Raw genomic sequence first — 23610 nt, 5'->3', positions numbered from 1 at the left:
GGCTATGAGACCGGCGCCGTCGCGCCCGGCCGCGACACCGCATCGGGCAGCGCCGTCGAACCCGGGCCGCCGAGCCGATACCGCGCGCCCCGATGCTCCTCGGGCAGCCGGTCACCCTTCTCGAACAACGCGTTGCGCAGTGTCCCCGGCGTGTACTGCGCCGCGTACGCGCCGCGTTCGGTCAGCACCGGAACCACGTGCCGCACAATATCTTCGAAGGTGCCCGGCGTGATCGCGTAGGCGAGGTTGAACCCGTCCACGTCGGTGTCGGCGACCCACTCCTGCAACCGGTCCGACACGGTCTCCCCCGACCCCACGAAGACCGGGCCGATGCCGCCGATGCCCGCCCAGCGCCCGATATCGCGCACGGTCCATTCGCGGCCGTCGTCGTCGAACTCCTGGAACGCGGCCACCGCCGACTGGATCGCGTTGCTCTGCACCGCGCCGATCGGGGCGTCGAGGTCGTAGCGGGACAGGTCGATTCCCATCCACCCGGACATGAACACCAGCCCGCCCTCGACGCTGGCGTAGCTCAGGTACTCCTCGTGCTTGCGTCGGGCGGCCTCGTCGGTGGCGTCGGTGATGATGGTGGCCAGCGCGTAGATCCGGGCCGCGTACGGGTCGCGCCCGGCCGCACGCAATGCGTCACGGATGCGGGAAACCGTCTGGGCAAGCACGCGTTTCGACGGTGCGGCGACGAAGATCGCCTCCGCGTTCTCCGCCGCGAAGCGCACGCCGCGCGGGGACGCGCCCGCCTGGTAGATCACCGGCGTGCGCTGCGGCGAGGGCTCGGACAGGTGCACGCCGGGCACCGTGTAGTGCTTGCCGCTGTGGCCGATGTGGTGCACCTTCGCCGGGTCCACGTACACGCCGCTCGCCGCGTCGCGCACCACGGCGTCGTCCTCCCACGAGCCTTCCCACAGCTTGTACAGGACCTCCAGGTACTCGTCGGCCTGGTCGTAGCGGTCGTCGTGGTCGAGCTGGTCGTCGGCGCCGAAATTCCTTGCGGCCGAGGGCAGGTAGCCGGTCACGACGTTCCAGCCGATGCGGCCGCGGGTGAGGTGATCCAGCGTGGAGAGCCGGCGCGCGAACGGATACGGATGCTCGAAACCGGTGCCGGTGGTGATGCCGAACCCGAGGTGCTCGGTCACCGCCGCCATGGCCGAGACGAGCAACAGCGGGTCAGCGACCGGGATCTGGGCGCCCTGGCGCAGCGCCGCGAGGTCGTTGCCGCCGTAGACGTCGTAGGTGCCGAGCACATCCGCGATGAAGATGCCATCGAATCGCCCCTGTTCCAACAGGATCGCCAGATCGGTCCAGTAGCCGAGCTCCTTGTAGCGGTGCGACCGGTCGTCGGGGTGGCGCCACAGTCCCGGGGATTGGTGCGCCACGCAGTTCATGTCGAAGGCGTTGAACCGGATGCGCCGGGTCACTTGGCGGCTCCGCGTTCGCCCGCGCTCCACGCGAACGGCAGATCGGTGCCGTTGAGCAGGTGATCGCCGATGGCGCGGGCCTTCTGGATGGCCGGGTTGTGCACGGAGATGGTGCGCGCGTTGCGCCAGTGCCGGTCCAGCCGCAGGCCCTCCGACACGATCGAGGCGCCACCCACCTCGAAAAGCAGGCTGGTGGCGGGCAATACCGTGTCGATGACACCCAGCTGCGCCTGCGCCGCCGCGAGTTCCACTGCCACCAGCGCCTTTTCGTCCTTCGCGCCGGCGTCGAGGACTTCGTCGAGCTGGTCGGCGACGGCCAGCACGGTGGCGCGCGCGGTGTAGGCCGCGGCCGACAGCTTGCCGATCACCTGCTGCACCAACGGGTCGTGACGCGGCAGGTCGGCCGCCGAGTGGGTGTAGCCGCGGGTGCGCTGGGCGACCCACTCCCGGGTGTCGCGTTCGGCCCGCTGCGCGATGCCGGCCAGCACCGCCAGCTGGACGAGCTGGAGGTAGGACGTGCCGTAGGTGGGTCCCGGCGCGCCGTACCCCGGGCCGAGGATGCGGTCCTCGGCGACTGGAACGTCGGTGAATTCCGTTGTGCCACTGGCTGTGAGGCGCTGACCGAATCCGTCCCAGTCGTCGTGCTGGCGCACCCCTTCGGCGTTCGCGTCCACCAGCACGCCCACCCGCTCGCCGTCGCGGTCGGCGGCGGCGAGGATGTAGTCCGAGTAGAGCGAACCGGTGCTGTAGTACTTGGTGCCGTTGAGCAGCCAGTGGTCGCCGCTGCGGGTGAGGGTGGTGCGGTAGCGATCCACCGCGCCCACACCGGGTTCGGTGATGGCGTTGCCCACCAGCGTGCCGTCGCTCAGTGCGCGCAGCCACTGCTCGCGCCGCGGGCCCGGATCGGCCAGCAGTTGGTCCTCGACGAACGAGAAGTGCACGCGCAGCGCCTGCGGCAGGTTCGACTCGGCCGCGGCCAGGTCGATGAGCAGCCGGAACAACTGGCGCACGCTGACGCCGTAGCCGCCGTATTCGACCGGCACCCGCAGCGCGCCGAACTTGGCCGCCCGCAGCCAGGCGATCTCGTCGTGGGCCAGTCGCCGGTCGGTCTCGCGTGCCACCGCGTCCCGGGCGATCCGTTCGAAGATCGGCCCGAAGATCTCATCCAGATCGGAGTCCGCGGTGCGTTTCTGCTCGATGGATGTCATCACCCCACGATGGACGCGATCGTCGCCGGCCTCACGGGTTGCGCGCAGTGCGATCCGAATACCCGGCGGATCTGTCGGACCACCGGCCTAGAGTCACGGGCGTGGCGAGTTCGCGGTTCACTTTCACGGCGGAGGTGTGGGAGCACGCCGGCGCCGGGTCCTGGCATTTCGTCTCGCTGCCCGAGGACGTCGCCGACGAGATCGAGGAACGCTACGGGCACCGGACCGGCGGCTTCGGCGCGGTGAAGGTGCGCGTGACGATCGGGGGTAGCACGTGGTCCACGTCGGTGTTCCCCGACAAGTCGCGCGGCACCTACATCCTGCCGGTGAAGAAGCCGGTGCGGGTCGTCGAGGACCTGGGGGCCGGGTCACGCCCGCGGATCGAGATGGCGGTCACGCTGTGAGCGAGGCCGCGGGTCCCGGTCGGCAGCCTTTCTTCGTACCGGCGACGCTCTGCGTACAGCGCGCCACCCCCCAGCGGCCTCTGTTCGCACCGGCGACGCTCCGCGTTCAGCGCGCCACCCTTCCCAGCGGCCGCTATTCGTAGCGGCGGCGCTCCGCATTCAACGCGCCGCGCTCAGAGGATGCACTCCTGGACCAGGCGCTGCGAGGCCGTGGACAGGCGCGCCCGATCCTCGGCGCTGAGCTCCAGTTTCGAGGAGTCGATCGGACCCGCGGAGAAATCGGTCTCCAGGATCTCGCGCAGCCCGCTCTCCGAGATCTCCTCCTCCACGTAGATCCTGGCGGCGCAGTCGGCCTGTTTCTGCGGCAAGCCCTTACCGGTGAGCGCCGCCGCGATCTCCGCTTCGGTGAGGTCCCCTCCGGCGGGCGCACCTTCGGTGGGAGTGGACGACGACGTGGCCGCCGATGTCGTCGTGGTCTGCGCCGGGGTGCTGGGCGCCGGGACGTCGGCCACCGGTTCCGCGTCGCCGCCGCAGCCTGCCAGCAGCGGCAGCGCCACCAGCGCCGCCGCCATGAGGGTGGTACGCACCGAGAATGCCTCGCTTCCACACGATTTCACTCCCGCGGACGGTATCAGCCCGAGGGCTCCCGGTCACAGGTCCAGCGCGGCCCGCAGCGCGGTGTCCAGGCGTTCCTGCACCTCGGCGTCGATCTCGTCGACGCGTTCGGCCAGCCAGTCGCGGTAGATGCGGCCGATATTGCCCGCGTGCACCCAGCCGTGGCCGGGCACCGCGACGGCGAGGATATCGAGCGGATCGGTGTCGAGCAGTTCGGCGGCGACGAGCCACGGGCGCGGCGAATCGTTGATGCCGTCACTGCTGATGAGCACGACGGTACGGCGCCGTGGCGAACCGTGCGGGTGATAGAGCCACAGTTCACCCCTGCGCACGCATCGCCTCCTCGGCGGCGGCCAGTTCCGCCTCGTCAGCCGCGGCCTGGGCGGCCGGGTCGGGCACGGGGCCGACGCCGGTGCGCACGGCCTCGCGCCGGGCGGCCTTGGAGATCCACGCCGACGGGGACATGCCCGCGCGGGCCGCCGCCTGTTCCGCGAACGACCAGGCCGCCTCGTCCAGCGAAAGAGTGACCTTACGCGTTGCCATACCGTTTATCGTACCCGCGAGCGAACGCTCTGCCAGGGTAAACGCGGGTGCGCTACCGTTGGCACGCCGCCAATGGAACGGAAATGAGGGGCCGCCGATGCCGACGTTGAACCACCACCGGACCGGAGCGGGCGAACCGCTGGTGCTCGTGCACGGGATCGGCAGTCGCTGGCAGGTGTGGGAACCGGTGCTCGAGTCGCTGGCCCAGCGGTTCGAGGTGATCGCCGTGGACCTGCCCGGCTTCGGCGGCTCGGACCCGCTGCCGCACCCGACCACCGTGCCCGCGCTGATCGACGCGCTCGCGGATTTCCTTGCGGCGCAAGGTATCGAGCGGCCGCACGTGGCGGGCAATTCGATGGGCGGGTACATCGCACTGCAACTCGGGGCGCGCGGGCTGGCGCGCTCGGTCACCGCGTTCTCCCCGATCGGGTTCTGGGACACGGCCGGTCGCGTGTGGACGCAGCAGTCGCTGGGCAAATCGGTGATCCTGGCGCGCACCCTGCGGCCCGCTCTGCCACGCATTCTCGGCACCGCCGCGGGCCGGACCGCGTTCCTGGGCTTGGTGTTCGGCAAGCCGTGGGCGGTGAGCAAGCAGGTCGCGGTCGACACCGCCGAAGGCGCGGCGAACGCCCCCGGCTTCGACGGCGCCCTCGCCTCGTTCTCCGAGGTCGGCCTGCCCGACGTGGACGCCGTCGCGAACATCCCGGTCACGGTCGCCTGGGGCAACCGCGACATCCTGCTCACCTACGCCACCCAGAGCCGCCGCGCCCGCGTCGAGCTCCCCGAGGCCAGGCACGTCACGCTGCACGGCAGCGGGCACACGCCGTTCTACGACGATCCGGCGGCGTGCGCGGGAGTGATCTTGGACCAGTTGTCCAGGGGCTGAACAGGATTCGTTCCTACGTCGTGCTCAGAAGAGCCTCCGGCGACTCCGGACCGAGCAGCAGCCGCACGGCGTTCTCCCAGCGGCGCTGGAGGATTCGGTTGTGCCCCGTGTCGCCGGTGAGCAGGGCGCGCATGGCCATGCCGGTCATGATCTCGAGGGTGAACTCGGTGATCGTGGGCACGCGCGGATCGTCGGGGAATTCGGCGCGGAACAGGTCGCGGATACTGGTGTGCATCCGCTCGAACAGGCGCTGCTCCAAGGGCAGAAACGCGGCGCGCAGTTCCTCGTCGGTGCGCGCGCCGACCCAGATCTCCAGCGCGGCAAGGAAAGTCGAGTCCTCGAAGATGCGCGCGGTGAGCCCCACGGCGGTGGCGAGCCGGTCGGCGCCCTGCGGGATCGCGGCGAATTCGGCGGCGAGCTGGTCGGCCCGGCGTGCCGCGATGTGTTCGGCGACACCGGCCAAGAGATCGGCCTTGGTGGGGTAATGATGTTGCAGCGTGCCGCGCGGCACGCCGGCCCGGTGCTGTACCTCGAGCGTGGTGGTGCCCGCGTAGCCCACCTCGAGCAGGCTCTCCACGGCCGCGTCCAGGAGCCGCGTGCGCATCCGCTCACGGCGCAGCGCCTGCGTCTCCCGGACGCGGCCCGTCATCGGATCAGCGCCCCTGCCACCGGGGTTCGCGCTTCTGCGCGAAGGCCAGCGCGCCCTCGGCGGCGTCCTTGGAGAACAGTGCTGGCAGCGCGATCTCGCCCTGTCTGGCGAAGCCCTCGGCCACCGTCCAGTCCGGCGACTCGTCGATGATCCGCTTGCTCGCGGCCACCGAAAGCGGCGCGGCGGCAACGATTTCCGCCGCCAGCTCCAGCGCGACGTCGAGCGCGGCGCCGGGCTCGGTCACCCGGTTGACCAGGCCCAGCTGGTAGAGCCGCTCGGCGCCGATCCGCCCGCCGGTCAACGCGAGTTCGGCGGCGATCGGCCGGGGCAGGCGCTGCGTCAGCCGCAGCACGCCACCACCGGCGGCCACCAGGCCGCGCTTCACCTCGGGGATGCCGAACTGGGCGTCGCGCGCGGCGACGAGGAGATCACCGGAGAGCGCGAGTTCGAAACCACCCGCCAGGGCGAACCCTTCGACCGCCGAGATCATCGGCTTGGCGGGCGGTTTCGCCGCGATGCCCAGCGGACCCCGCTTCTGCGTCATCGGCATCTCGCCCTTCGATGCGGCGACGAGATCCATTCCGGCGCTGAAGGTTCCACCCGCGCCGGTGAGCACCAGCACGCGCGCCTCGGCGTCGTCCTCGAACGCGTCGACGGCCGCCTCGATGGCGCGGGCGGTGGCCAGGTCGATGGCGTTGCGGGCCTCGGGGCGGTTGACGGTGAGCACGGTGATCGCCTCACGGCGTTCGACCAGTACCTGATCGGTCATCGGGCGGTCCTCTCGGTGCGCAGGGTGAGACGGTCGGCGGCCAGATCGGCGGGCGCGCCGATCGGATCGCCCTCGGTGAACGCCGCGAGCATGCCGGCGTCCGAAACCCGGACCAGTATGCGGGCGCCCGCGGGATTCAGTGCGCTCACCACCACGGCTTCGGGTTCGTCGATGTGGTCGGGCGCGGGGCCCTTGCGGTAGACCACGGTGTAGGCCTCGACGGTCGCGGGGCCGGTGTAGCCGGGTGCGGTCTCCCGGCGCGCGGCGGGCACATCGGCCTCGACCGGCTGGAACAGTCGCGCGGGCGGCCGCGAAGAGTACACGCCCACACCGTGTTTCGTGACGTACCAGCCGAGCGAGGTGGACAGGCCGTAGGCCGTGTCGTCAGCGCGCAGCCGTTCGGTGAGGGCGGCCAGCGCGTGCGTGGAGTAATTGTTGCCCGGTCCGCCCCCGAAGGTGAGACCACCGGTGAGGGTGAGCGGGCGCGACGGGTCATCGATCGGCAGGCCGAGCGCGTCGGCGGCGATCTGCACCGCGACGGGGAAGCAGGAGTACAGGTCGATGTGCGCGACCTCATCGATGCCGATGCCGGCGGCCGCGAGCGCCGCGCGCCCGGCGGCCGCGATGGCGGGCGAGGCGGCCATGTCGGTGCGCTCGGTCACGAACCACTCGTCGGTGGCGGTCGCGCCGCCGTGCGGGAAGACCCAGCGCTCGCGCGGCACCCCGGCGGCGTCGGCGGCGGCCGCGCTGCACACGATCAGCCCCGCGCCCTGATCCACCGACAGGTTCGCCACCAGCAGTTTCGGATACGGCGTCGAGACCAGCCGGTTCGCCGACGACGGCGTGACCAGTTCGGCGGCCGAATGCTCGCGCGGCAGCCACGCGTACGGGTTGGCGGCGGCGACCGCGGAGAACCGGGACCACAGCCCGCCGATGCGCGCCGCGTGCTCCGCCTCGCTCAGGCCCAGTTTCGCGCGCAGGGCCGTCTCCATGAGCGCGTAGAAGTAGACCGGGCCCCACATGCCCGCGGCCGTCTCCATCTCGGAGTTCGGGCCCCGGTCGGAGCCGACGATCTCGGTGGGCACGGCATCCTCGGGCTGTTCGGGCCAGTCGAGCGCGGCGCCGGAGCGAGTGGCGGCGTTCCACGAGGCGACCGCTTCCGCGCCCGTGATCAGGGCGACCTCGGCCCGGCCGCGCGCGATCTCGCCCGCGACCGTGTTGAGCAGCCGCTGCGGCGCGTCGCCACCGAACCGCACCGATTGCAGCGTCCGCGCCGGCGCGGCGCCGAGTTCGGCGGCGACGAGCGCCGCCAGGTCCGGGTACGGCTTGCTCACCGGGGCCGCGGCGGCGATCAGGTCGGCCGATTTCAGCAGGCGATCGCCCGATCCGCTGTCGGCGCCCGCGCGGCGCAGGGATTCGGCGGCGAGCGCGACGGGCCCCGGCAACCCGGCATCGCCGGTACGGTGCACGACCTGTCCGACGCCGACGATCACCGGCGTCCTCGGGTCCATTCCGGCTGGCAGCATGGTTCCTCCACTCCCAGTACCGTCAACTCTGACGGTAACTTGCCTTCGATTAGAGCAGAGGCCGCCGACCGGGGCAATGGCCCGTGGACAAGAACTGACTGCCGAGTAAGATCTGGGCATGGGTTCCCACATCGCGCTGCGGTTCGACGGCGATCGCGCCTACGTCACGCTGGACCGGCCCGACAAGCACAACGGCCTCACCCTCGAGATGCTGGGCGACCTGGTCGACGCGGCGCACACCGTCGGCAAGCGCGAGGACGTGCGCGCGGTGATCCTCGGCGGCAACGGGCCCAGTTTCAGCAGCGGCCTCGACATCGCCAAGGCCGCGAGCGACCCGCTGGCCATCGTGCGCAATTTCGTGCCGCTGCCCTGGCGCGGCACCAACACCTTCCAGGAGGCGTGCTGGGCGTGGCGCAGGCTGCCGGTGCCGGTGATCGCCGCCGTGCACGGCCGCTGCTTCGGCGGCGGGCTCCAGCTCGCCCTGGCCGCCGACTTCCGGTTCGCCACACCCGATTCGGAGTACTCGGTGATGGAGGCCAAGCACGGCCTGATCCCGGATATGACCGGCGCCGCGACGCTCTCGCGACTGGTCGGCGTGGACAAGGCGCTGCTGCTGACCATGACCGCCGATATCGTCGACGCCGCCTACGCCGAGCGGATCGGCCTGGTCACCGAGGTCACCGCCGATCCGGTGGCCGCGGCCGAGAAGCTGGCCGACCGCATCGCCGCCCGCCCGCAACACGCCGTCGCGAGCGCGAAGAAACTCTTCGATCGGTCCTGGCACGCGGCCGCGCGGCGCACCTTCGCGATCGAGCGCGCGACCCAGCTGCCCCTGGTGCTGCGGCTGGCATCGGGCCGTAAGGGTTAACCACAGTCTCCGGGCCGAAACCTTGTATCCGGGCCTTCATTTTCACCGTTCGACGGTGCAAGCCACCATTTTTCCCGGCATCGCTGTTAGCATTTCGGACGATTTGGCAGCTAGTCGAAGTGTGGCCCGGAACACAGTCGGTTGGGGATGTGACCGGTCCCCGCCTCGGCTTATCAACTCCCGGAGGGCCGAAGAACCGTGAAGAAGACCGCCTCGATCCTGCTGTCCACACTGGCGGGGGCCACGGCCGTGCTTCTCACCGCCCCCGCGCCCGCGGTGGCCAACCCCAACGCCATCAACCCGATCCCGGTGCTCAACGGCACCAACGGACTTCCCGTGCTGCACGGACGCAGTCGCGCGGTCTTCCAGGTGACGGGCATGGCCAGCCCCAACAACACCCACAACTACAACGTGCTCGGCACCGACCTGGGCATCATGTGGGACAACGGCCGCGGCGAGATGCTCACCGCCTTCGGCGACACCGCGGGCCTGGGTTTCCCCAATCTGCTCGCGGGCAGCACCTGGGCGTGGCGCAGCAACATCCTGGTGCGCAGCAACACCAAGAACCCCGCGCAGGGCATCTACTTCGACAGCGTGGTGCGCGACATCTTCGGGCAGGCGCGCGATCTGATCCCCTCCCCCAAGATCCCGTTCCTGGAAATCAGCCGCATCCCCACCGCGGGCATCGCGGTCGACGGCGTCCAATACATGAGCATGATGTCGGTCAAGACCTGGGACAACGTCGGCGAGTGGACGACCAACTTCTCCGGCTTGGCCGCCTCCGCCGACAACGGCGAGACCTGGGCCGACCTCGGCCACACCCGCAGGCCCAACGAGGGCGGCAACGCCAACTTCCAGATGGGCGCCTTCCTGAAGTCGGGCGGTTTCGTCTACCAGTACGGCACGCCGTCGGGCCGCAATAACGCCGCCTACCTGGCGCGCGTCCCCGAACGCGAGATCCAGAACCTCGGCGAGTACGAGTACTGGGACGGCCAGGGCTGGAAGAAGAACGACGTGAACGCGGCCGCGCCGGTCATGCACGGCGTCGGCGAGCTCTCGGTGATGTGGAACGACTACCTGGGCCAGTACATCTCGCTCACCACCGACCCGTTCAATTCCGTGGTGATGCGCCGCGCGTCGTCGCCGGAGGGGCCGTGGAGCGCGCCCGAGGTGCTCATCGACACCCGCGAGCTGCCGACGGCCTACGCGCCGTCGATCTTCCCGTACCAGACCGGGCGCGATCTGTATTTCCTCACCACGGTGCACACCCAGTACAACGTGGTGCTCATGCGTGCCACGCTCTGAATCTCCCTCCCGGGGCTTGACCTGAACGATGGTTGATGTTCGAGGGTGGTCTCAGGACCTACCTCGAGCCCCAGGGAGGACATCGTGACCACCCCAGCAGTACGTGCATGGCTGCGCGCCAACGCCGTGCCCCTCGTCGACGACGGCCCGGTCCCCGCGTTCGACGGTGCGCGCATCGTCGGCATCGGCGAGTCGACCAGGTTCTCCCGGCAGATCACCGGCCTCCGGCAGCGCTGGACCCGCGATCTGATCGAGCACCACGGGTTCCGCGCGCTCGGCCTACAGGACAGCGCCCGCGCCGGTGCAAGGTTGGACGCGTACGTCCGCGCGGGCGTGGGCGATCCGGTATCGGTGCTGGACGGCGCGTGGGCCCCGTGGCGCACGACCGAAACCGCCGAGGCGCTGCGCTGGTTGCGCGAATTCAACACGCGACACCCCGACGACATGGTCACCGTCTTCGGCGTGGAACCGCCCGCGGCCGAACCCTCGGACTACGACCTCGTGCGCGACCACGTCTACGCCGTCGCACCCGATCGGCTGCCCGAACTAGAGGCGCACCTGACGCCGATTCGCACGGCGCACCGGATCGGCGAACACGTCCAGCGGCACCAAGGCATCCACCCCGGCCGGCCATTCGTCGAGGACGCCGCCGATGCCCTCGCCCTCGTCGAGGCACTGCCCGACGCACCGGGAACAGCGGAAGCGCTCGCCGCGATGCGCTCGATCCACCACTTCCACGCCACCAGCGTGGCGGCCGGTGGCGCGCAGGCCAACGAACACGCCTCCGCCGAGTCGATCGCCGACCACGCGGCAAGCGCGAAGGTCGTGTACTGGGACGGCATCGCCCACACCTCGGCGCTGCCGCTGGGGGTCGGCTCGGCGGTGTTCCGCGGCGCGGGCAGCCACCTGCGGGAACGGTTCGGCGCGGCGTACGCGTCGGTGGGGATCGGGTTCCACCACGGCGACCTCGGGGTGGCGGTCGCGCCGCCGCCCGGCCCTGATCTGCTGGAATCGGCGCTCGGCGAGTTCGGGCTGTCCGCGTTCTCCGTGGACCTGCGCGCCGGCGGGCTTGACGCGCCCGCGCGGATGCGCGTCATCAGCGGCGTGTACGACCCCGAGCGCGACGAGGACGCCACGGCCGAGGTGCCGTCGCTGTCGGGCGCGTTCGACGTGATCGCGCACATCCGGGAAACCGCCCCGGTGGACTGGCTTCCCGAACCGGTGTCGGCGCGCGGTCAATAGACTCGTGCGCATGGATGCGGCCGAGTGGGACGCGCGGTACGCGCAAAGTGAATTGGTCTGGGGCGCACCGCCGAACAGCACCGTCGTGGAGCACGTCTACGGGCTGGAGCGGCGCGCGCCGGTGGGCGAGGACGCGCCGGAGCTGCCGCGGGCGCTGGACCTGGCCTGCGGCGAGGGCCGCAACGCGCTGTGGTTGGCGACGCACGGCTGGCAGGTGCACGCCGTCGACTACTCGCAGGTGGGGATCGACAAGGGCCGCACCGTCGCGACCCGGTTGTCACGGTCGGTGCGCACCCGCATCACCTGGCAGTGCGCCGACGTCACCGACCTGGACGCCGCCGAAATCACCGGGCCGTTCGAACTGGTCCTCATGGTGTTCCTGCACCTGCCCGCCGAACGGCGCCGCGCCCTGCTGCGCCGCGCCGCCGGGATGCTGGCGCCCGCAGGCACTCTGCTCGTTCTCGGGCACGACAGCATCAATCTCACCGACGGGTACGGCGGACCGCAAGACCCCTCGATCCTGTTCACGCCCGACGATGTGGTCGCGGATCTGGGCGGGGAATCCGAGGAGCTGCACATCCGGACCGCCGAGCGCGTGCTGCGGCCCACCGAAGGGCGCGATGCGATCGACGCGTTGGTCGTCGCGACGCGGCCGGGGCCGAAGATCGCCGAGATCGAGCCGATCGGCGCGCCGGACTGAGCGAGCCCAAGCCGCCGTCCACCCGGCGGGCCGAGCGACGCGAGTCCCGACCCGTCCACCCCGGCGGGCCGGACCGAGCGACGCGACCCGAACCTGTCCGCTCTGCGGGCGCGATCGCCGGCACGCGGTCGCCTGGGATCGCCGATCGGTCAGCCCGCCTCGCGCCTCACTCCGACCAGCGCACCAACCACGGCCGCACGGCCTCGGTGATCAGGTCGAACCCGGCCCGGAACGAATGCGGCTGACCGGGGATCACCCGGACCTCGGCGGCGTCGGCCGCGTCGGGGATGCCGAACGGGTCGTTGGCGCCGTTCACCACCACGACCTCGACCGGCGCCGCCGCGAGCAGTTCCTCGCGCCGCGTCTTCTCCGGTTTTCCGGGCGGATGCAGGGGGAACGAGATCGCCAGCACACCGCGGGCATCGGCCGCGACGGCCGTCCGGCACGCCACCCTGGCCCCGTTGCTGCGCCCGCCCTGGATCAGCGGCACACGCCGCACCTTCTTGCGCAGCGCGGCCACGATCTCGAGCCACGCCGCGTCCTGCTTCACCGCCGAGCCGGGCGCGCGCCCGCCCGCGACCCGATAGGGCTGAGTCACCCTGGCCACGGCGCCGTCCAGTTCGACGGCCGAATCACGCACGGCGAGAATGTCTCTCGTATCGACGCCGCCGCCCGCGCCGTGCGTGAGCAGCAGCAGGAAGGCCGGTGACCGCGGCCGGTCGAGCTCGACATCGGCCGGACCCGCACTCGTCTCGATGCGCACACCTCACCGTAACCGGCCTCGTGTAGCGAGCACGGGCGCCTCGCGCGGGGGCTGTTCAACGCGTCACATTGCGGCCGTTCGTCTTTGCCAAGCCCTTACCGGCCGGTAATATGTGTCATAAGTTACCCGCGAGTAGCATGCGGAAAACCGGAACACTACCCCGGTGACGACCACGGGCGGGAACGGCAACCACACCGACCGCACCAACTCAACGGAGAGTGAGTACTGACATGGGTCACTACAAGAGCAACGTCCGCGACCTCGAATTCAACCTCTTCGAGGTGCTGGGCATCGACTCGCTGCTGGATTCCGGCGCCTACGGCGATCTGGACAGCGACACCGTCAAGGAGATGCTCAACGAGGTGCGTCGCCTGGCCGAGGGCCCGCTGGCCGAGTCCTTCGTCGACGGCGACCGCAACCCCCCGACGTTCGACCCGAACACCCACACGGTCACGCTCCCCGAGTCGTTCAAGAAGTCCTACCGCGCGCTGCAGGACGCGGGCTGGGCCAAGGTCGCGGTCCGCGAGGAGCTCGGCGGCCTCGGCGCCCCCAGCGCGGTCTCCTGGGCCCTGGCCGAGATGATCCTCGGCGCCAACCCGCCCGCCCAGATGTACGACGCGGGTGCCGGTTTCGCGCAGGTCTTCTACAACAACGGCACCGATGAGCAGAAGAAGTGGGCTCAGATCGTCGCCGAGCGCAACTGGGGCGCCACCATGGTGCTGACCGAGCCCGACGCGGGCTCCGACGTCGGCGCGGGCCGCACCAAGGCGATCAAGCAGGAGGACGGCTCCTGGCACATCGAGGGCGTCAAGCGCTTCATCACCTCGGGCGACTCCGACGACCTGTTCGAGAACATCATGCACCTGGTGCTGGCCCGCCCCGAGGGCGCCGGACCGGGCACCAAGGGCCTGTCGCTGTTCTTCGTGCCGAAGTACCACTTCGACTTCGAGACCCAGACCCTGGGCGAGCGGAACGGCGTCTTCGTCACCGGCCTCGAGCACAAGATGGGCATCAAGGTCTCGGCCACCTGTGAGGTCACCTTCGGTGGCCACGGCATCCCCGCCAAGGGCTGGCTGGTCGGCGAGGTGCACAACGGCATCGCGCAGATGTTCGACGTCATCGAGAACGCCCGCATGATGGTGGGCACCAAGGCCATCGCGACCCTGTCGACCGGCTACCTGAACGCGCTGGAGTACGCCAAGCAGCGTGTCCAGGGCGCCGACCTGACCCAGATGACCGACAAGTCCGCGCCGCGCGTCACCATCACCCACCACCCCGACGTGCGCCGCAGCCTCGCGCTGCAGAAGGCCTACGCCGAGGGCCTGCGCGCGGTGTACCTGTACACCGCCGCGCACCAGAACGAGGACGTCGCCCAGCTCGTCTCGGGCGCCGACAAGGACGTGGCGTTCCGCGTCAACGACCTGCTGCTCCCGATCGTCAAGGGCGTCGGCTCCGAGCGGGCCTACCAGTACCTGACCGAATCGCTGCAGACCCTGGGCGGCTCCGGCTTCCTCCAGGACTACCCGATCGAGCAGTACATCCGCGACGCCAAGATCGACTCGCTCTACGAGGGCACCACCGCGATCCAGGCGCAGGACTTCTTCTTCCGCAAGATCGCGCGTGACCGCGGCGTCGCCCTGGCGCACGTGGCGGGCCAGATCCAGAAGTTCATCGACTCGGAGGCGGGCAACGGCCGCCTGAAGGGTGAGCGCAAGCTGCTGGCCACCGCGCTCGAGGACGTGCAGGGCATGGCCGCCACCCTCACCGGGCACCTGATGGGCGCCCAGGAGCAGCCGAGCGAGCTGTACAAGGTCGGCCTGGGTTCGGTGCGCTTCCTGCTCGCCGTCGGCGACCTGCTCATCGGCTGGCAGCTGCTGCGCCAGGCCGAGGTCGCCGGCAAGGCCCTCGACAACGGCGCCACCGGTGCCGACGAGGCCTTCTACAAGGGCAAGGTCGCCGTCGCCCAGTTCTTCGCCCGCAACGTGCTGCCGGAGCTCACGGCCACCCGCGCGGTGCTGTCGAACCTGGACAACGACATCATGGAGCTGGACGAAGCTGCCTTTTAATTGCCGCTCCGCGAATCTTGCCCACCCGCCTCTCCGCGTATAAGGCGGCTGCGCCAGGTGCGAGCATCGTGAGGTGCCGTCTGCGGTCGTGTGGGCGGTAGCGTCGGCCCGTTCCCCGACGGGTTACCCATGTTCTCGCGAGATCTCGTGGGGACTTGGGTGAGAGCTTGACTAGGAAGTGGCCCGGAGGATTCCTCCGGGCCACTTTCGTTTGTTCGGGTCGGCGCCCTTCGATGCAGGTGAGGTGTTGTCCACAGGGGTGACAGTTGTGGATAACACCGCGGGGAGGCTCGCTCGGGGGGCGGGGGCGCGGCTATGGTTCTTGGGGTGCGCTCATGATCTGGAGCGCGGGTTGTATCCGCCGGTGACGCCCGTCAGGAGGGACCGTAGGAATGAAGCGCTCGCTGTCGGTGCTCGCGAAAGCCGGGGTGGTCGCGACCGCGTGCCTGGTCGCGCTGGCCGGACCCGCCGCGGCGGACCCGAACAACGTCAACCCGATTCCGGGGCTCAACGGGTGGCGCGGGTTGCCGCAGCTGCCGGGGCCGACGCAGGCGGTGTATCAGATGACGGGCATGGACAGCCCGAACCGCACGCAGAACGTCAACGTGCTCGGCACCGACCTCGGCGTCATGTGGGACGACGGGCGCGGTGGCATGCTCACGGCGTTCGGCGACAGCGCGGGCCTCGGCGTGCCGAACCTGCTGGCCGGCAGCATGTGGGCATGGACGTCCAACGTCCTGTTCCGCAGCACCACCAAGGACCCGTCGCAGGGCATCCCCTTCACCGGCGTCGTCCCGAATCCGTTGCCCAGCCCCAAGATTCCGGGCATCGAGATCAGCCTCATCCCCACCGCGGGCATCTCCGTGGGCGGCGTGCAGTACATGAGCCTGATGTCGGTGCGCGAGTGGGGCGATCACGGCCGCTGGAACACCAACTTCTCCACCCTCGCCGCCTCCGGCGACGGCGGACAGACGTGGGCGCAGCTCACCAACACGCGGCGCGGCAACACCGACGGACACGAGCGCTTCCAGCAGAACGCCTTCCTCAAGACCGGCGGCTACGTCTACCGGTACGGCACCCCCGCGGGCCGCAACCACCTCGGATTCCTCTCGCGCGCCAAGGAATCCGACATCGCGAACCTCGACGCCTACGAGTACTGGGACGGCAACGGCTGGAAGCCGAACGACGCGAAGGCCTCGGCGCCGATCGTCGACGGCGTCGCCGAACTCTCGGTGATGTGGAACGACCACCTGGGCCAGTACGTCATGCTGACCACCGACCCGTTCAACTCGGTGGTCATGCGCACCGCGTCCGCCCCGGAGGGCCCGTGGAGCCCGCCTCGCGTCCTCATCGAGGCCGCCGCGCTGCCCACCGCCTACGCGCCGATGATCTTCCCCTACCAGACCGGCCGCGACTTGTACTTCCTGCTGACGGTGCACTCGCAGTACAACGTGATCCTCATGCGGACACCGCTGTAAGCGAACAGCGCGAGGGCGGCCCGGAGACCAATCCGGGCCGCCCTCTTCGCATTTGGGCTGTTCCGGTGCGCGCGTGACCTACGCGCCGTCAGCGGAGCCGGACGACAGGGCCTTCACCAGGTCGAGGAGAACCTTGTCGATCGGGTACATGTCCGCGACCTGCTGGGCCGACGGCGCGCCGGCCGGGGCGGGCGCGGGGGCGGCCGCGGCGGCCACACCGGAGCCGGCGACGACGATCCCCGCGGCGGCGAGGGCGATTCCGAATGCGCGAAGCTTGGTCATTGAGCAACATCCCCTTTGGAACTAATCGGACGGCCGCTCGGTGCGGCCGACCCCAGCGTTTCTACCACGGTGCGCCGACAGGTCAAACCCATACCCGCCCGATCAATGGCGCGGCAACACATATGAAACCTTTCATCCTGAAGTACTCGTAAAGCCCACTGAAATAGCGGCAATCAGCACAACGCAATCTCGAAAGGCGCTCACGGCTGAACTCGCCCTCCTCCCGGCGCTCTGACCAGCCAAGGGGCACAAACGAAATCGCCCCGCCGCGAGGGCGACGGGGCGATTCGCACGCATGACCCCTATTCGGTCGCGCCACCGTCGGCGCCGTCGCCCGAACCGCTCGCCAACGCCTTCAGCAGCGTGGTGAGGAGGTGGCGGAGCCGGTGTCGACGGGCTCCTCCCCGGTGACGTCACCGGTATCGGGCGCCATGCCGCAATAATTCGGGTTTCGGCTACGAACGCATCTCTCGGCCTTCGCTACGACGTCGGCGATTCGCATTGTTCGGTCCAGCGGAGAAATCCGACTACTGTGGTGCTTTCGTGTCGCGGGTGGTTCTCGGAGGTGCGTATGGGGCGGCTCCGAAAATGCGCGGCGCTGTTCGCCGCCCTCGTTCTCACGAGCGTCGGCTGCGCCGAGACACCGTCCCCTCGGTTCGATCCGCTGTCGATCAGCTTCCTCTCGGACACAGAGGGATTCGTGCTCGGCACCGACTCGCCCTGCCCCGCCGGTGCATCGCGCCTGGCGGTGCGGCGCACCGTCGACGGCGGGGTGACCTGGCACGAGATGCCCGCGATCGTGCCGCCTCCCGGGACGACGAACCTCCGGTTCGTCACCGCGCGAGACGGATGGGCGCGGACGCACGTGCTGTGGGCCACGCACGACGGCGGGCTGACCTGGCGTGACGCGAAAGCCGACGAGGGCTCGTTTCCCGAATGGGGCGGTCGGGGCAATCTGGCGCTCCGCGACCGGACCGTCGAGTCGATCCGGGTTTCGCGCGACGGCGTGCCGACGATCCACCGCGGCGGTGTGGGCGGCGGCGACTGGGTCGACGTCGCGAGCCTCGAACTCGGCCCGAAGGACATGAGAAAGCCGTTCGTCGACGTGGCGGGCGACGGTGACAGAACGTGGATCTGGGTACTCGAGAGGGAGTCCGGAACTCCCGCGACCGGAGCGATATGGGACGGCAGCGGTCTGGCGCGGTGGACACCGCCGTGCTCCGGTCCGCGGGACCGCCCGGTCGAAGTGCGCGCGCCCGCCCCAGCCACCGTGCTCGTGGCATGCGGCACCGGCGATCTCCGAGCCCGCGACGAACGCGAAGTCGCGCTGCTGCGGTCGACCGATGGCGGCGAAAGCTTCACCGGCGCTCCGCTCCCGGCCGACCCGGCGTTCGGGTCCGGGGTCCGGCTCGTCGCGGCGCCTACACCGAGAGATCTACTGCTGGTCAGCGGGATCGGACTGTGGCACTCCGGAGACGGTGGGCAGAATTGGAGCGTCGCCTACAAACCGGATCGCCTGGGTTCGCAGCAGCAGGGCGGACCCTTCATCTCCTACCCGTCCGACGCGGTATTCCGCACGCCGAGTTCGGGTTTCCTCATCGAGACCAGGCGGTGGATGCCGGATACGGCCCGAAGCTATCGGGAGCAGCGCACTCTGCTGCGCACGGAGGACGCGGGGAAGACCTGGACGGCAATGGAATTCGACGCCTGAGACGTCGCGGTTCGCACAGCGCACCTTCGGTGCCGAACAGGCCGACCGGCTGATCAGGTCGGTGCGCGGGCCGCTACTCCCCTTCGTCCGGGTCGGTTTGCCCCGCGCCCGGCCTCGTTCCGGTCGGCCGCGAGCCTTCCGGTTCCGACGTTTCCGCCGGTTCGGACTCCTCGGGTTTCGGTTCCGGTTCGGCCGATTCGCATTTCACCACCGGGATCGGGTCGTACTTGACGGTGCGGGTGGTGCGGGAGATCTCGGCGCCGGTGGCACGGTCGGTGATGACGCGGGTGTCGGAGATCGTGAAGCCCGGAGCGCCTTGGGAGGGGATGCAATCGCGGCCTTCGGGGAGCGTGATGGTCTGGGGCTCCGTGGGTTTGGTGCGTTCGCCGGTGATGGATTCGACGTTGACGGTCTTGGTGCCCCAGATGCGGACGGTGATCTCCGAAGAGGTGGCGACGGTTTCGATGTAGACGCCGGTCTCGGTGTTATTGCGGAACTTCAGGTCGATCGCGCCGTCGAAGACCGTCGCTTCGCGCGCGGCCGGGTACCGCGAGATGTAATAGCTGTGCTCGGTGTGGCCCGCGTCCTCGAGGCCCGCGAAGTAGGCGGCGTTGTAGAGGGTGGTGGCGAACTGGCTGATGCCGCCACCGACCGCGGTGCTGGGGCGGCCGTGGTCGATGATGCCCGACTCCACATAGCCCTGCTCCACCCCGCGCGGGCCGGTGAACTCGTTGAGCGAGAACGTTTCTCCGGGCAGCACCACCGCGCCGTTCACCTTCGCGGCGACGGTGCGGATGTTCACGCCGGAGGGTCCGCTGAACCCGCCCGTGGTGAACGCGCCCATCGGTTCGACGATGCGCAACGCCTCGGCGGCCTGCGTGGTGAGTTTCGGTTCGACCTTCGCGTACACCGCTTCCGCGTTGCGCTGCGCGGTGGCGGTGAGCAGCGCGGGCAGGCGCTCGAGGGTCTTGGGCCAGTCGACCTTGTCGCCGACCACGCCGGGCACCACCCGCGCCGTACCGCCGCCGACGGCGAAAGTCGCGTCCTTGGGCTCGACTTCGGATTCGGCCAGCTGCGGCGCGAGCAGCGCGGTCGCGGCCTCGGTGTTGTAGCGGACGGCCAGGCCGCCCTGGCCGTCGGGTTCGAAGATCAGCACGGTGGCGATCTGCTCGGGGGTCAGGCGGGCGTCGCCGCCCTTGCCCTCGAACACCACGTCGGCGCTCACGGCGGGCTGAGCGATCTCGCGCAGGGCGCGGTCGACCGCTTCCGGCTGCACGGTGAGCGGGGCCGGGATGACCGGCAATTCGACCGTGCCGCCGTAGATCCAGTTGTCCACCAACGCGTTGCGCGCGGCGGGAATGTCGAGCACGCGGCCCTGAACCGGCGGCACCGCAACGGGATTCGCGCCCTGGAAGGTGATGGTGCCCTCGACGGTCGGCCGGTCGTAGGCGCGCAGTTCGGTGATCTTGCCGTCGAGCTTGGCGTCGTCGACGGTGCTGATGACGGAGATCTCGCGCTTGCCGAACAGGGAGATCAACCGGGTGACCGGGTTGAGGGGCTGGCCGCCGATGTGGTCCCACGTGGCGTTCCAGTCGATCGAGAGGCCGGCCTCGGCGGGGACCATGCGATCCTGCACGTCGCCGATGCGCAGCGGAAGTTCTTGTGCGGAGCGGTTTTCGAGCGCGCCGCGCAGTTTGGCGTCGGCGGCGTCGACTTCCATACCGCCGATGTCGACACCCGCGACCACGACGCCGCGCGGCACATCACCGGAGGAGACCACCGCGTCGACGGCGTAGGCGAGACCGCCGATGGCGATGAGGGCGCCCGCCGCGAATCCGGCGCGCCGGGCGGCGGGACGCTGCCACCACGGACCCGAACCGGCGGACCCGGGTCTCGGCCTGGGCCTGCGCGCGTTCATCCAGCGCTGTGCGCCCGCGGCGAGGCCACGCCCGGCGCCTGCGGGCGGCTGTCCGTCGTCATGTGCGTCCTGAGTCTTGTCGTGCGCCCGGTCGGCGGTCTGCCCCAGGGCCGTCGTGCGGGCGCTCTCGTTCGCGCCCGGATCGCTTGCGGTATCCAGCTTTTCCGTCGCCCACGACTCGACCGGCCTGCCGTGCGGGGAATCGGAGGCGAGCGGCACGCCGAAGGCGTTGGTGCGTTCGTGCGGATGCGAGGTCGCGTCCTGCGCACCGGAATGCGGTCCGGCCGCCAAGTCGAAACGCTCCGTCGCGTACTCGCGATCGAAAGGCTCGGGCGGCGCGCCGATTACGCCACCGAAGTCGGCGGAGGCGGTCGCGTCGGGTTTGCCTGCGGCACCGGGGTTTTCCGGGTGCGGCTTGTCGAAAGCGTTCGGCGCGTTCGCCGGTGACCTGTCGAACGCCGCTCGATCATCCGGAGCGTTCAGGGGCGCACGTACAGCCGCACCCATTCCCCCTCGGATATCGAAACGCTCGGTGACATGCTCCTGCTCGAACGCCGGCACCTCGCCGGTGCGCCCGGCCGGCTCCGAGCCACCGAATCCGGAACCCGTGGGCGGCCACCCCTCCCGATCCGGCGAGTTCTGTCCGCTCGCCCCGGGCTGCGCGGTCGGGATCGGCCGGGTGTCCTGGCTCGGCGCCTCTTGCGCGGCGAATCCGGGCTGACCGGAAGGATGCGGGTGGCCCTCCTGGCCCGGCGCACCCTGTGCGGGCAAGTCCAGCCCGCCGAAGCCGAGCTGTCCGTCGGCCTCCGAACCGCCACGCCCTGGCGACTCCGGCCCCGTATCGGGTCGCGCGCTCGAATGTCCTTCTTGGCCTATCGAATTCGACGCGCTTCGAGTGGGAGCGTGGCCGCCACCGGAGTTGCCGGTCAGCCCGCCGTCGGGACGCGGTCCACCGTCGGGACGCGCGGCACCGGTGACAGCGGCACCGGTAAGACCCGCACCGTGCTCCGGCCGTGGGTCGGCGTTCGTCTGCTCGGCAGAACCCACGCGCGGCTCGGCGTTCGGCGGGGGCGGCGGGTTCAGCCAGCCCGAGGCGCGCGGGCGATCGGGCGCACCGGCCGACTCCCCGGCGCCAGGTCGACCGGCAGCGCGGGATTGCCCGCGCAGATCCAGCTCATCGGTCGGTTGCGAGGGATTCACCGCGGGCGGCTGATCAGCGGGCCGCGACTGTCCGAGCCCGGTCCCCGCCTCGCCTCGGTTCGGAAGCGTCAATTTCTCCGTCGGGTAGGAGTGCTCGAACAGGCTCCCCTGTCCGCCTGCCCGCTCCGACTCGAACGGGTTGAACGGGCCGCCCTGCTCCGGCCCGGACCACTCCCCCTGCCGACGCGCCGCCGGCCCGGTACTCGACGGCCCAGCCTGCTCCGGCCCGGACCACGCACCCGGCTCACGCCCGGCCGACTCAGCACCCGACGGCCCACCCTGACCACTCACCCCACGATCGTCACCCTCGCGCACGACCTTCGCGGGCTCACCGAACGCGCTCCACCCCGCAGCACCGGTGTTCCCCCCGGGTCGCTGAAAGAAGCTCTGCTGCCCCCGTGCGGGCGACGGCGGATTGCCACCGCTCGGCGGCGGATTGCCGCCGCTCGGCGACGGAGCGCCCGACGGCTGCTCGGGCAATTCGCGAGCATTCCCTTCGGCGCCCTCCGGCCCTGAGACCTGTAGCGGCTGGGTGGCGGTGGAGTCGCTGGGGGATCCGGCGGTGGGCGTGACCTTCGTCACGGTCGGGCGAGGAGTCGGCTGCGCGGAGTTCCGGTTGCGGTAGGACTCGAGGAGCTGACGGAGTCCCACTTCGCCACTTTGGGGTGCGCTGTCGCGCTTTCCGGTGCTCGACTCGCTGGTCACGAACCGTCCTCCGATGAATCCGGTGAAGTTGGCCGACCGCGCACGCTGCCGGTCTTCGCCCACGATAGTGGTCCGCGGCCCGGTCGGCAGCACGGTCGTGCACCACAGCAAATCTTGCGCAAAGAACCGCCCCGAACGCGGAAAGGGCCCCGCGCAGTTGCCGGGTCGGGGGTCTGGCAACTGCGCGGAGCCGATCTGTTTATCGGGGCAGCGCACCGCGCGTTACACACTTCGCGCGACAATCGACGGCGACCCTCCTACCCCGTCCCGCCGAACTCGAGGAGATGGACGCCAATGCAGCTGGGAATGATCGGCCTGGGCCGGATGGGCGCGAACATCGTCCGCCGGATCGTCAAGCACGGGCACACCGCCGTCGGCTATGAACGCAAGCCCCACCACATCGAGGAACTGGGCGCCGAGCTGGGCGAATCCTTCCGGGGAAGCACCGACCTGAACGAGTTCGTGAGCATGCTCGACACGCCACGCGTGGTCTGGGTGATGATCCCGGCGGGCGCGACCGGCGCGGTGATCGACCAGCTCGCCGAGGTGCTCGAGCCCGGCGACATCATCATCGACGGCGGCAACAGCCGCTACCACGAGGACATCAAGCGGGCCGCGGCACTGAAGCCGAAGGGCATCCACTACATCGATATCGGCACTTCCGGCGGCGTCTTCGGGCTCACCCGCGGCTACTGCCTGATGATCGGCGGCGAGGCCGAGCAGGTCGCGTACCTGGATCCGCTGCTGAAATCCATCGCCCCCGGCGTCGAGGCCGCGCCGCGCACCCCCGGGCGCACCGGCGAGCCCACCCCTGCCGAGCAGGGCTACCTGCACTGCGGGCCCGCGGGCGCGGGGCACTTCGTGAAGATGGTGCACAACGGCATCGAGTACGGCGCGATGGCCGCCTATGCCGAGGGCATGAACATCCTGCACAAGGCCAACTACGGGTCCCAGCAGTCCGGCGAGTTCTCGGCCGAGGAGACCCCGCTCGAGCATCCCGAGTACTACCGGTACGACATCGACGTCCCTGAGGTCACCGAACTGTGGCGGCGCGGATCGGTGGTCGCGTCGTGGTTGCTGGACCTCACCGCCGAGGCTCTGCACGCCGACCCGAACCTCGACTCGTTCGGCGGACGGGTGTCGGATTCCGGCGAGGGCCGCTGGACCGTGGATGCCGCGATCGACACGGGTGTGCCCGCGCCGGTGCTGTCGGCCGCGCTGTTCGCCCGTTTCTCCTCGCGCGGCGAGGCGCTGTACGCCGACAAGGTGCTCTCGGCGATGCGCAAGGCGTTCGGCGGGCACCACGAGTTGCCGAAGTGACCGACCGGCTCGGCGTGCG

Annotated in this window: 21 protein-coding genes; 10 read left to right on the top strand and 11 right to left on the bottom strand. The window is 70.2% G+C overall.

Going from position 1 to position 23610, the window contains the following annotated elements; genetic code table 11:
* Positions 1-2: 2 nt before the first annotated feature.
* Positions 3-1433, bottom strand: a complete 1431-nt coding sequence (locus OHB21_RS09180; RefSeq protein ID WP_195126387.1) for an LLM class flavin-dependent oxidoreductase — start codon at positions 1431-1433, stop codon at positions 3-5.
* Positions 1430-2641, bottom strand: coding sequence for an acyl-CoA dehydrogenase family protein (locus OHB21_RS09175; RefSeq protein WP_195125085.1), 1212 nt, complete (start codon positions 2639-2641; stop codon positions 1430-1432). Before OHB21_RS09175 ends, OHB21_RS09180 begins: the two co-directional genes overlap by 4 nt.
* Positions 2642-2742: 101 nt before the next feature.
* Between OHB21_RS09175 and OHB21_RS09170 the strand changes: the two genes are divergently transcribed.
* Positions 2743-3045, top strand: a complete 303-nt coding sequence (locus OHB21_RS09170; RefSeq protein WP_067503585.1) for a DUF1905 domain-containing protein — start codon at positions 2743-2745, stop codon at positions 3043-3045.
* 173 nt (positions 3046-3218) lie between these two features.
* Here OHB21_RS09170 and OHB21_RS09165 read toward each other — a convergent pair whose 3' ends face one another.
* From OHB21_RS09165 to OHB21_RS09155, 3 genes are all read right to left on the bottom strand, one after another.
* Positions 3219-3632: a hypothetical protein gene (locus tag OHB21_RS09165; RefSeq protein ID WP_195125083.1), complete on the bottom strand. Its 414-nt coding sequence runs from the start codon at positions 3630-3632 to the stop codon at positions 3219-3221.
* Positions 3633-3695: 63 nt separating this feature from the next.
* Positions 3696-3992 carry a hypothetical protein gene (locus OHB21_RS09160; protein ID WP_067503577.1) on the bottom strand — a complete coding sequence of 99 codons (297 nt, stop codon included), beginning with the start codon at positions 3990-3992 and terminating at the stop codon, positions 3696-3698.
* Positions 3979-4203 (bottom strand): hypothetical protein, encoded by a 225-nt coding sequence (locus OHB21_RS09155; protein ID WP_067503573.1) that lies wholly within the window; start codon positions 4201-4203, stop codon positions 3979-3981. The genes OHB21_RS09160 and OHB21_RS09155 overlap by 14 nt, the downstream gene beginning before the upstream one ends.
* Before the next feature lie 97 nt (positions 4204-4300).
* Here OHB21_RS09155 and OHB21_RS09150 point away from each other — a divergent pair, with 97 nt between their 5' ends.
* A complete protein-coding gene (locus OHB21_RS09150; protein ID WP_067503570.1) occupies positions 4301-5089 on the top strand; it encodes an alpha/beta fold hydrolase in 789 nt (262 codons plus the stop codon).
* A gap of 13 nt (positions 5090-5102) precedes the next feature.
* On the opposite strand, the gene OHB21_RS09145 is transcribed toward OHB21_RS09150, so the two are convergent.
* Genes OHB21_RS09145 through OHB21_RS09135 form a run of 3 tightly spaced genes read right to left on the bottom strand, consistent with a single transcriptional unit; the run spans position 5103 to position 8033 of the window.
* Positions 5103-5738: a TetR/AcrR family transcriptional regulator gene (locus OHB21_RS09145; RefSeq protein ID WP_067503567.1), complete on the bottom strand. Its 636-nt coding sequence runs from the start codon at positions 5736-5738 to the stop codon at positions 5103-5105.
* A gap of 4 nt (positions 5739-5742) precedes the next feature.
* Positions 5743-6507 (bottom strand): crotonase/enoyl-CoA hydratase family protein, encoded by a 765-nt coding sequence (locus OHB21_RS09140; RefSeq protein ID WP_195125082.1) that lies wholly within the window; start codon positions 6505-6507, stop codon positions 5743-5745.
* Positions 6504-8033: an acetyl-CoA acetyltransferase gene (locus OHB21_RS09135; protein ID WP_195125081.1), complete on the bottom strand. Its 1530-nt coding sequence runs from the start codon at positions 8031-8033 to the stop codon at positions 6504-6506. Before OHB21_RS09135 ends, OHB21_RS09140 begins: the two co-directional genes overlap by 4 nt.
* Positions 8034-8151: 118 nt before the next feature.
* Between OHB21_RS09135 and OHB21_RS09130 the strand changes: the two genes are divergently transcribed.
* The 4 genes from OHB21_RS09130 to OHB21_RS09115 all read left to right on the top strand — a co-directional run bounded on the left by OHB21_RS09130 (position 8152) and on the right by OHB21_RS09115 (position 12148).
* Entirely contained in the window at positions 8152-8901 is a 750-nt protein-coding gene (locus tag OHB21_RS09130; RefSeq protein ID WP_067503557.1) for a crotonase/enoyl-CoA hydratase family protein, read from the top strand.
* A 198-nt stretch (positions 8902-9099) separates the two neighbouring features.
* Positions 9100-10206 carry a DUF4185 domain-containing protein gene (locus OHB21_RS09125; RefSeq protein WP_067503552.1) on the top strand — a complete coding sequence of 369 codons (1107 nt, stop codon included), beginning with the start codon at positions 9100-9102 and terminating at the stop codon, positions 10204-10206.
* An 84-nt stretch (positions 10207-10290) separates the two neighbouring features.
* Positions 10291-11448: an erythromycin esterase family protein gene (locus OHB21_RS09120; RefSeq protein ID WP_324192249.1), complete on the top strand. Its 1158-nt coding sequence runs from the start codon at positions 10291-10293 to the stop codon at positions 11446-11448.
* Between the two features lie 10 nt (positions 11449-11458).
* On the top strand, positions 11459-12148 hold the full coding sequence (locus OHB21_RS09115) for a class I SAM-dependent methyltransferase (RefSeq protein WP_067503548.1): 690 nt from the start codon (positions 11459-11461) through the stop codon (positions 12146-12148).
* A 166-nt stretch (positions 12149-12314) separates the two neighbouring features.
* On the opposite strand, the gene OHB21_RS09110 is transcribed toward OHB21_RS09115, so the two are convergent.
* On the bottom strand, positions 12315-12911 hold the full coding sequence (locus tag OHB21_RS09110) for an alpha/beta hydrolase family protein (protein ID WP_195125080.1): 597 nt from the start codon (positions 12909-12911) through the stop codon (positions 12315-12317).
* Between the two features lie 230 nt (positions 12912-13141).
* On the opposite strand from OHB21_RS09110, the gene OHB21_RS09105 reads away from it, so the two are divergent.
* Both OHB21_RS09105 and OHB21_RS09100 read left to right on the top strand, forming a co-directional pair.
* Positions 13142-14977 carry an acyl-CoA dehydrogenase gene (locus tag OHB21_RS09105; RefSeq protein WP_067503543.1) on the top strand — a complete coding sequence of 612 codons (1836 nt, stop codon included), beginning with the start codon at positions 13142-13144 and terminating at the stop codon, positions 14975-14977.
* A 392-nt stretch (positions 14978-15369) separates the two neighbouring features.
* On the top strand, positions 15370-16455 hold the full coding sequence (locus OHB21_RS09100; protein WP_067503540.1) for a DUF4185 domain-containing protein: 1086 nt from the start codon (positions 15370-15372) through the stop codon (positions 16453-16455).
* Between the two features lie 78 nt (positions 16456-16533).
* Here the strand turns inward: OHB21_RS09100 and OHB21_RS09095 are convergent, their stop codons facing one another.
* Positions 16534-16737 carry a hypothetical protein gene (locus tag OHB21_RS09095; RefSeq protein WP_067503537.1) on the bottom strand — a complete coding sequence of 68 codons (204 nt, stop codon included), beginning with the start codon at positions 16735-16737 and terminating at the stop codon, positions 16534-16536.
* A gap of 571 nt (positions 16738-17308) precedes the next feature.
* On the opposite strand from OHB21_RS09095, the gene OHB21_RS09090 reads away from it, so the two are divergent.
* Positions 17309-18448 carry a sialidase family protein gene (locus OHB21_RS09090; RefSeq protein WP_195125079.1) on the top strand — a complete coding sequence of 380 codons (1140 nt, stop codon included), beginning with the start codon at positions 17309-17311 and terminating at the stop codon, positions 18446-18448.
* Positions 18449-18521: 73 nt separating this feature from the next.
* On the opposite strand, the gene OHB21_RS09085 is transcribed toward OHB21_RS09090, so the two are convergent.
* Positions 18522-22364: a VanW family protein gene (locus OHB21_RS09085; RefSeq protein WP_324192248.1), complete on the bottom strand. Its 3843-nt coding sequence runs from the start codon at positions 22362-22364 to the stop codon at positions 18522-18524.
* 201 nt (positions 22365-22565) lie between these two features.
* Between OHB21_RS09085 and gnd the strand changes: the two genes are divergently transcribed.
* Positions 22566-23591, top strand: a complete 1026-nt coding sequence (gene gnd, locus OHB21_RS09080; protein ID WP_067503532.1) for a phosphogluconate dehydrogenase (NAD(+)-dependent, decarboxylating) — start codon at positions 22566-22568, stop codon at positions 23589-23591.
* The last annotated feature ends 19 nt before the right edge of the window (positions 23592-23610 follow it).

The sequence above is a fragment of the Nocardia puris genome (assembly GCF_036051655.1).
GTDB lineage: Bacteria > Actinomycetota > Actinomycetes > Mycobacteriales > Mycobacteriaceae > Nocardia > Nocardia puris.
The sequence above is the reverse complement of the archived record's forward strand: the minus strand, read 5'-3'. Positions and strand labels throughout refer to the sequence as shown.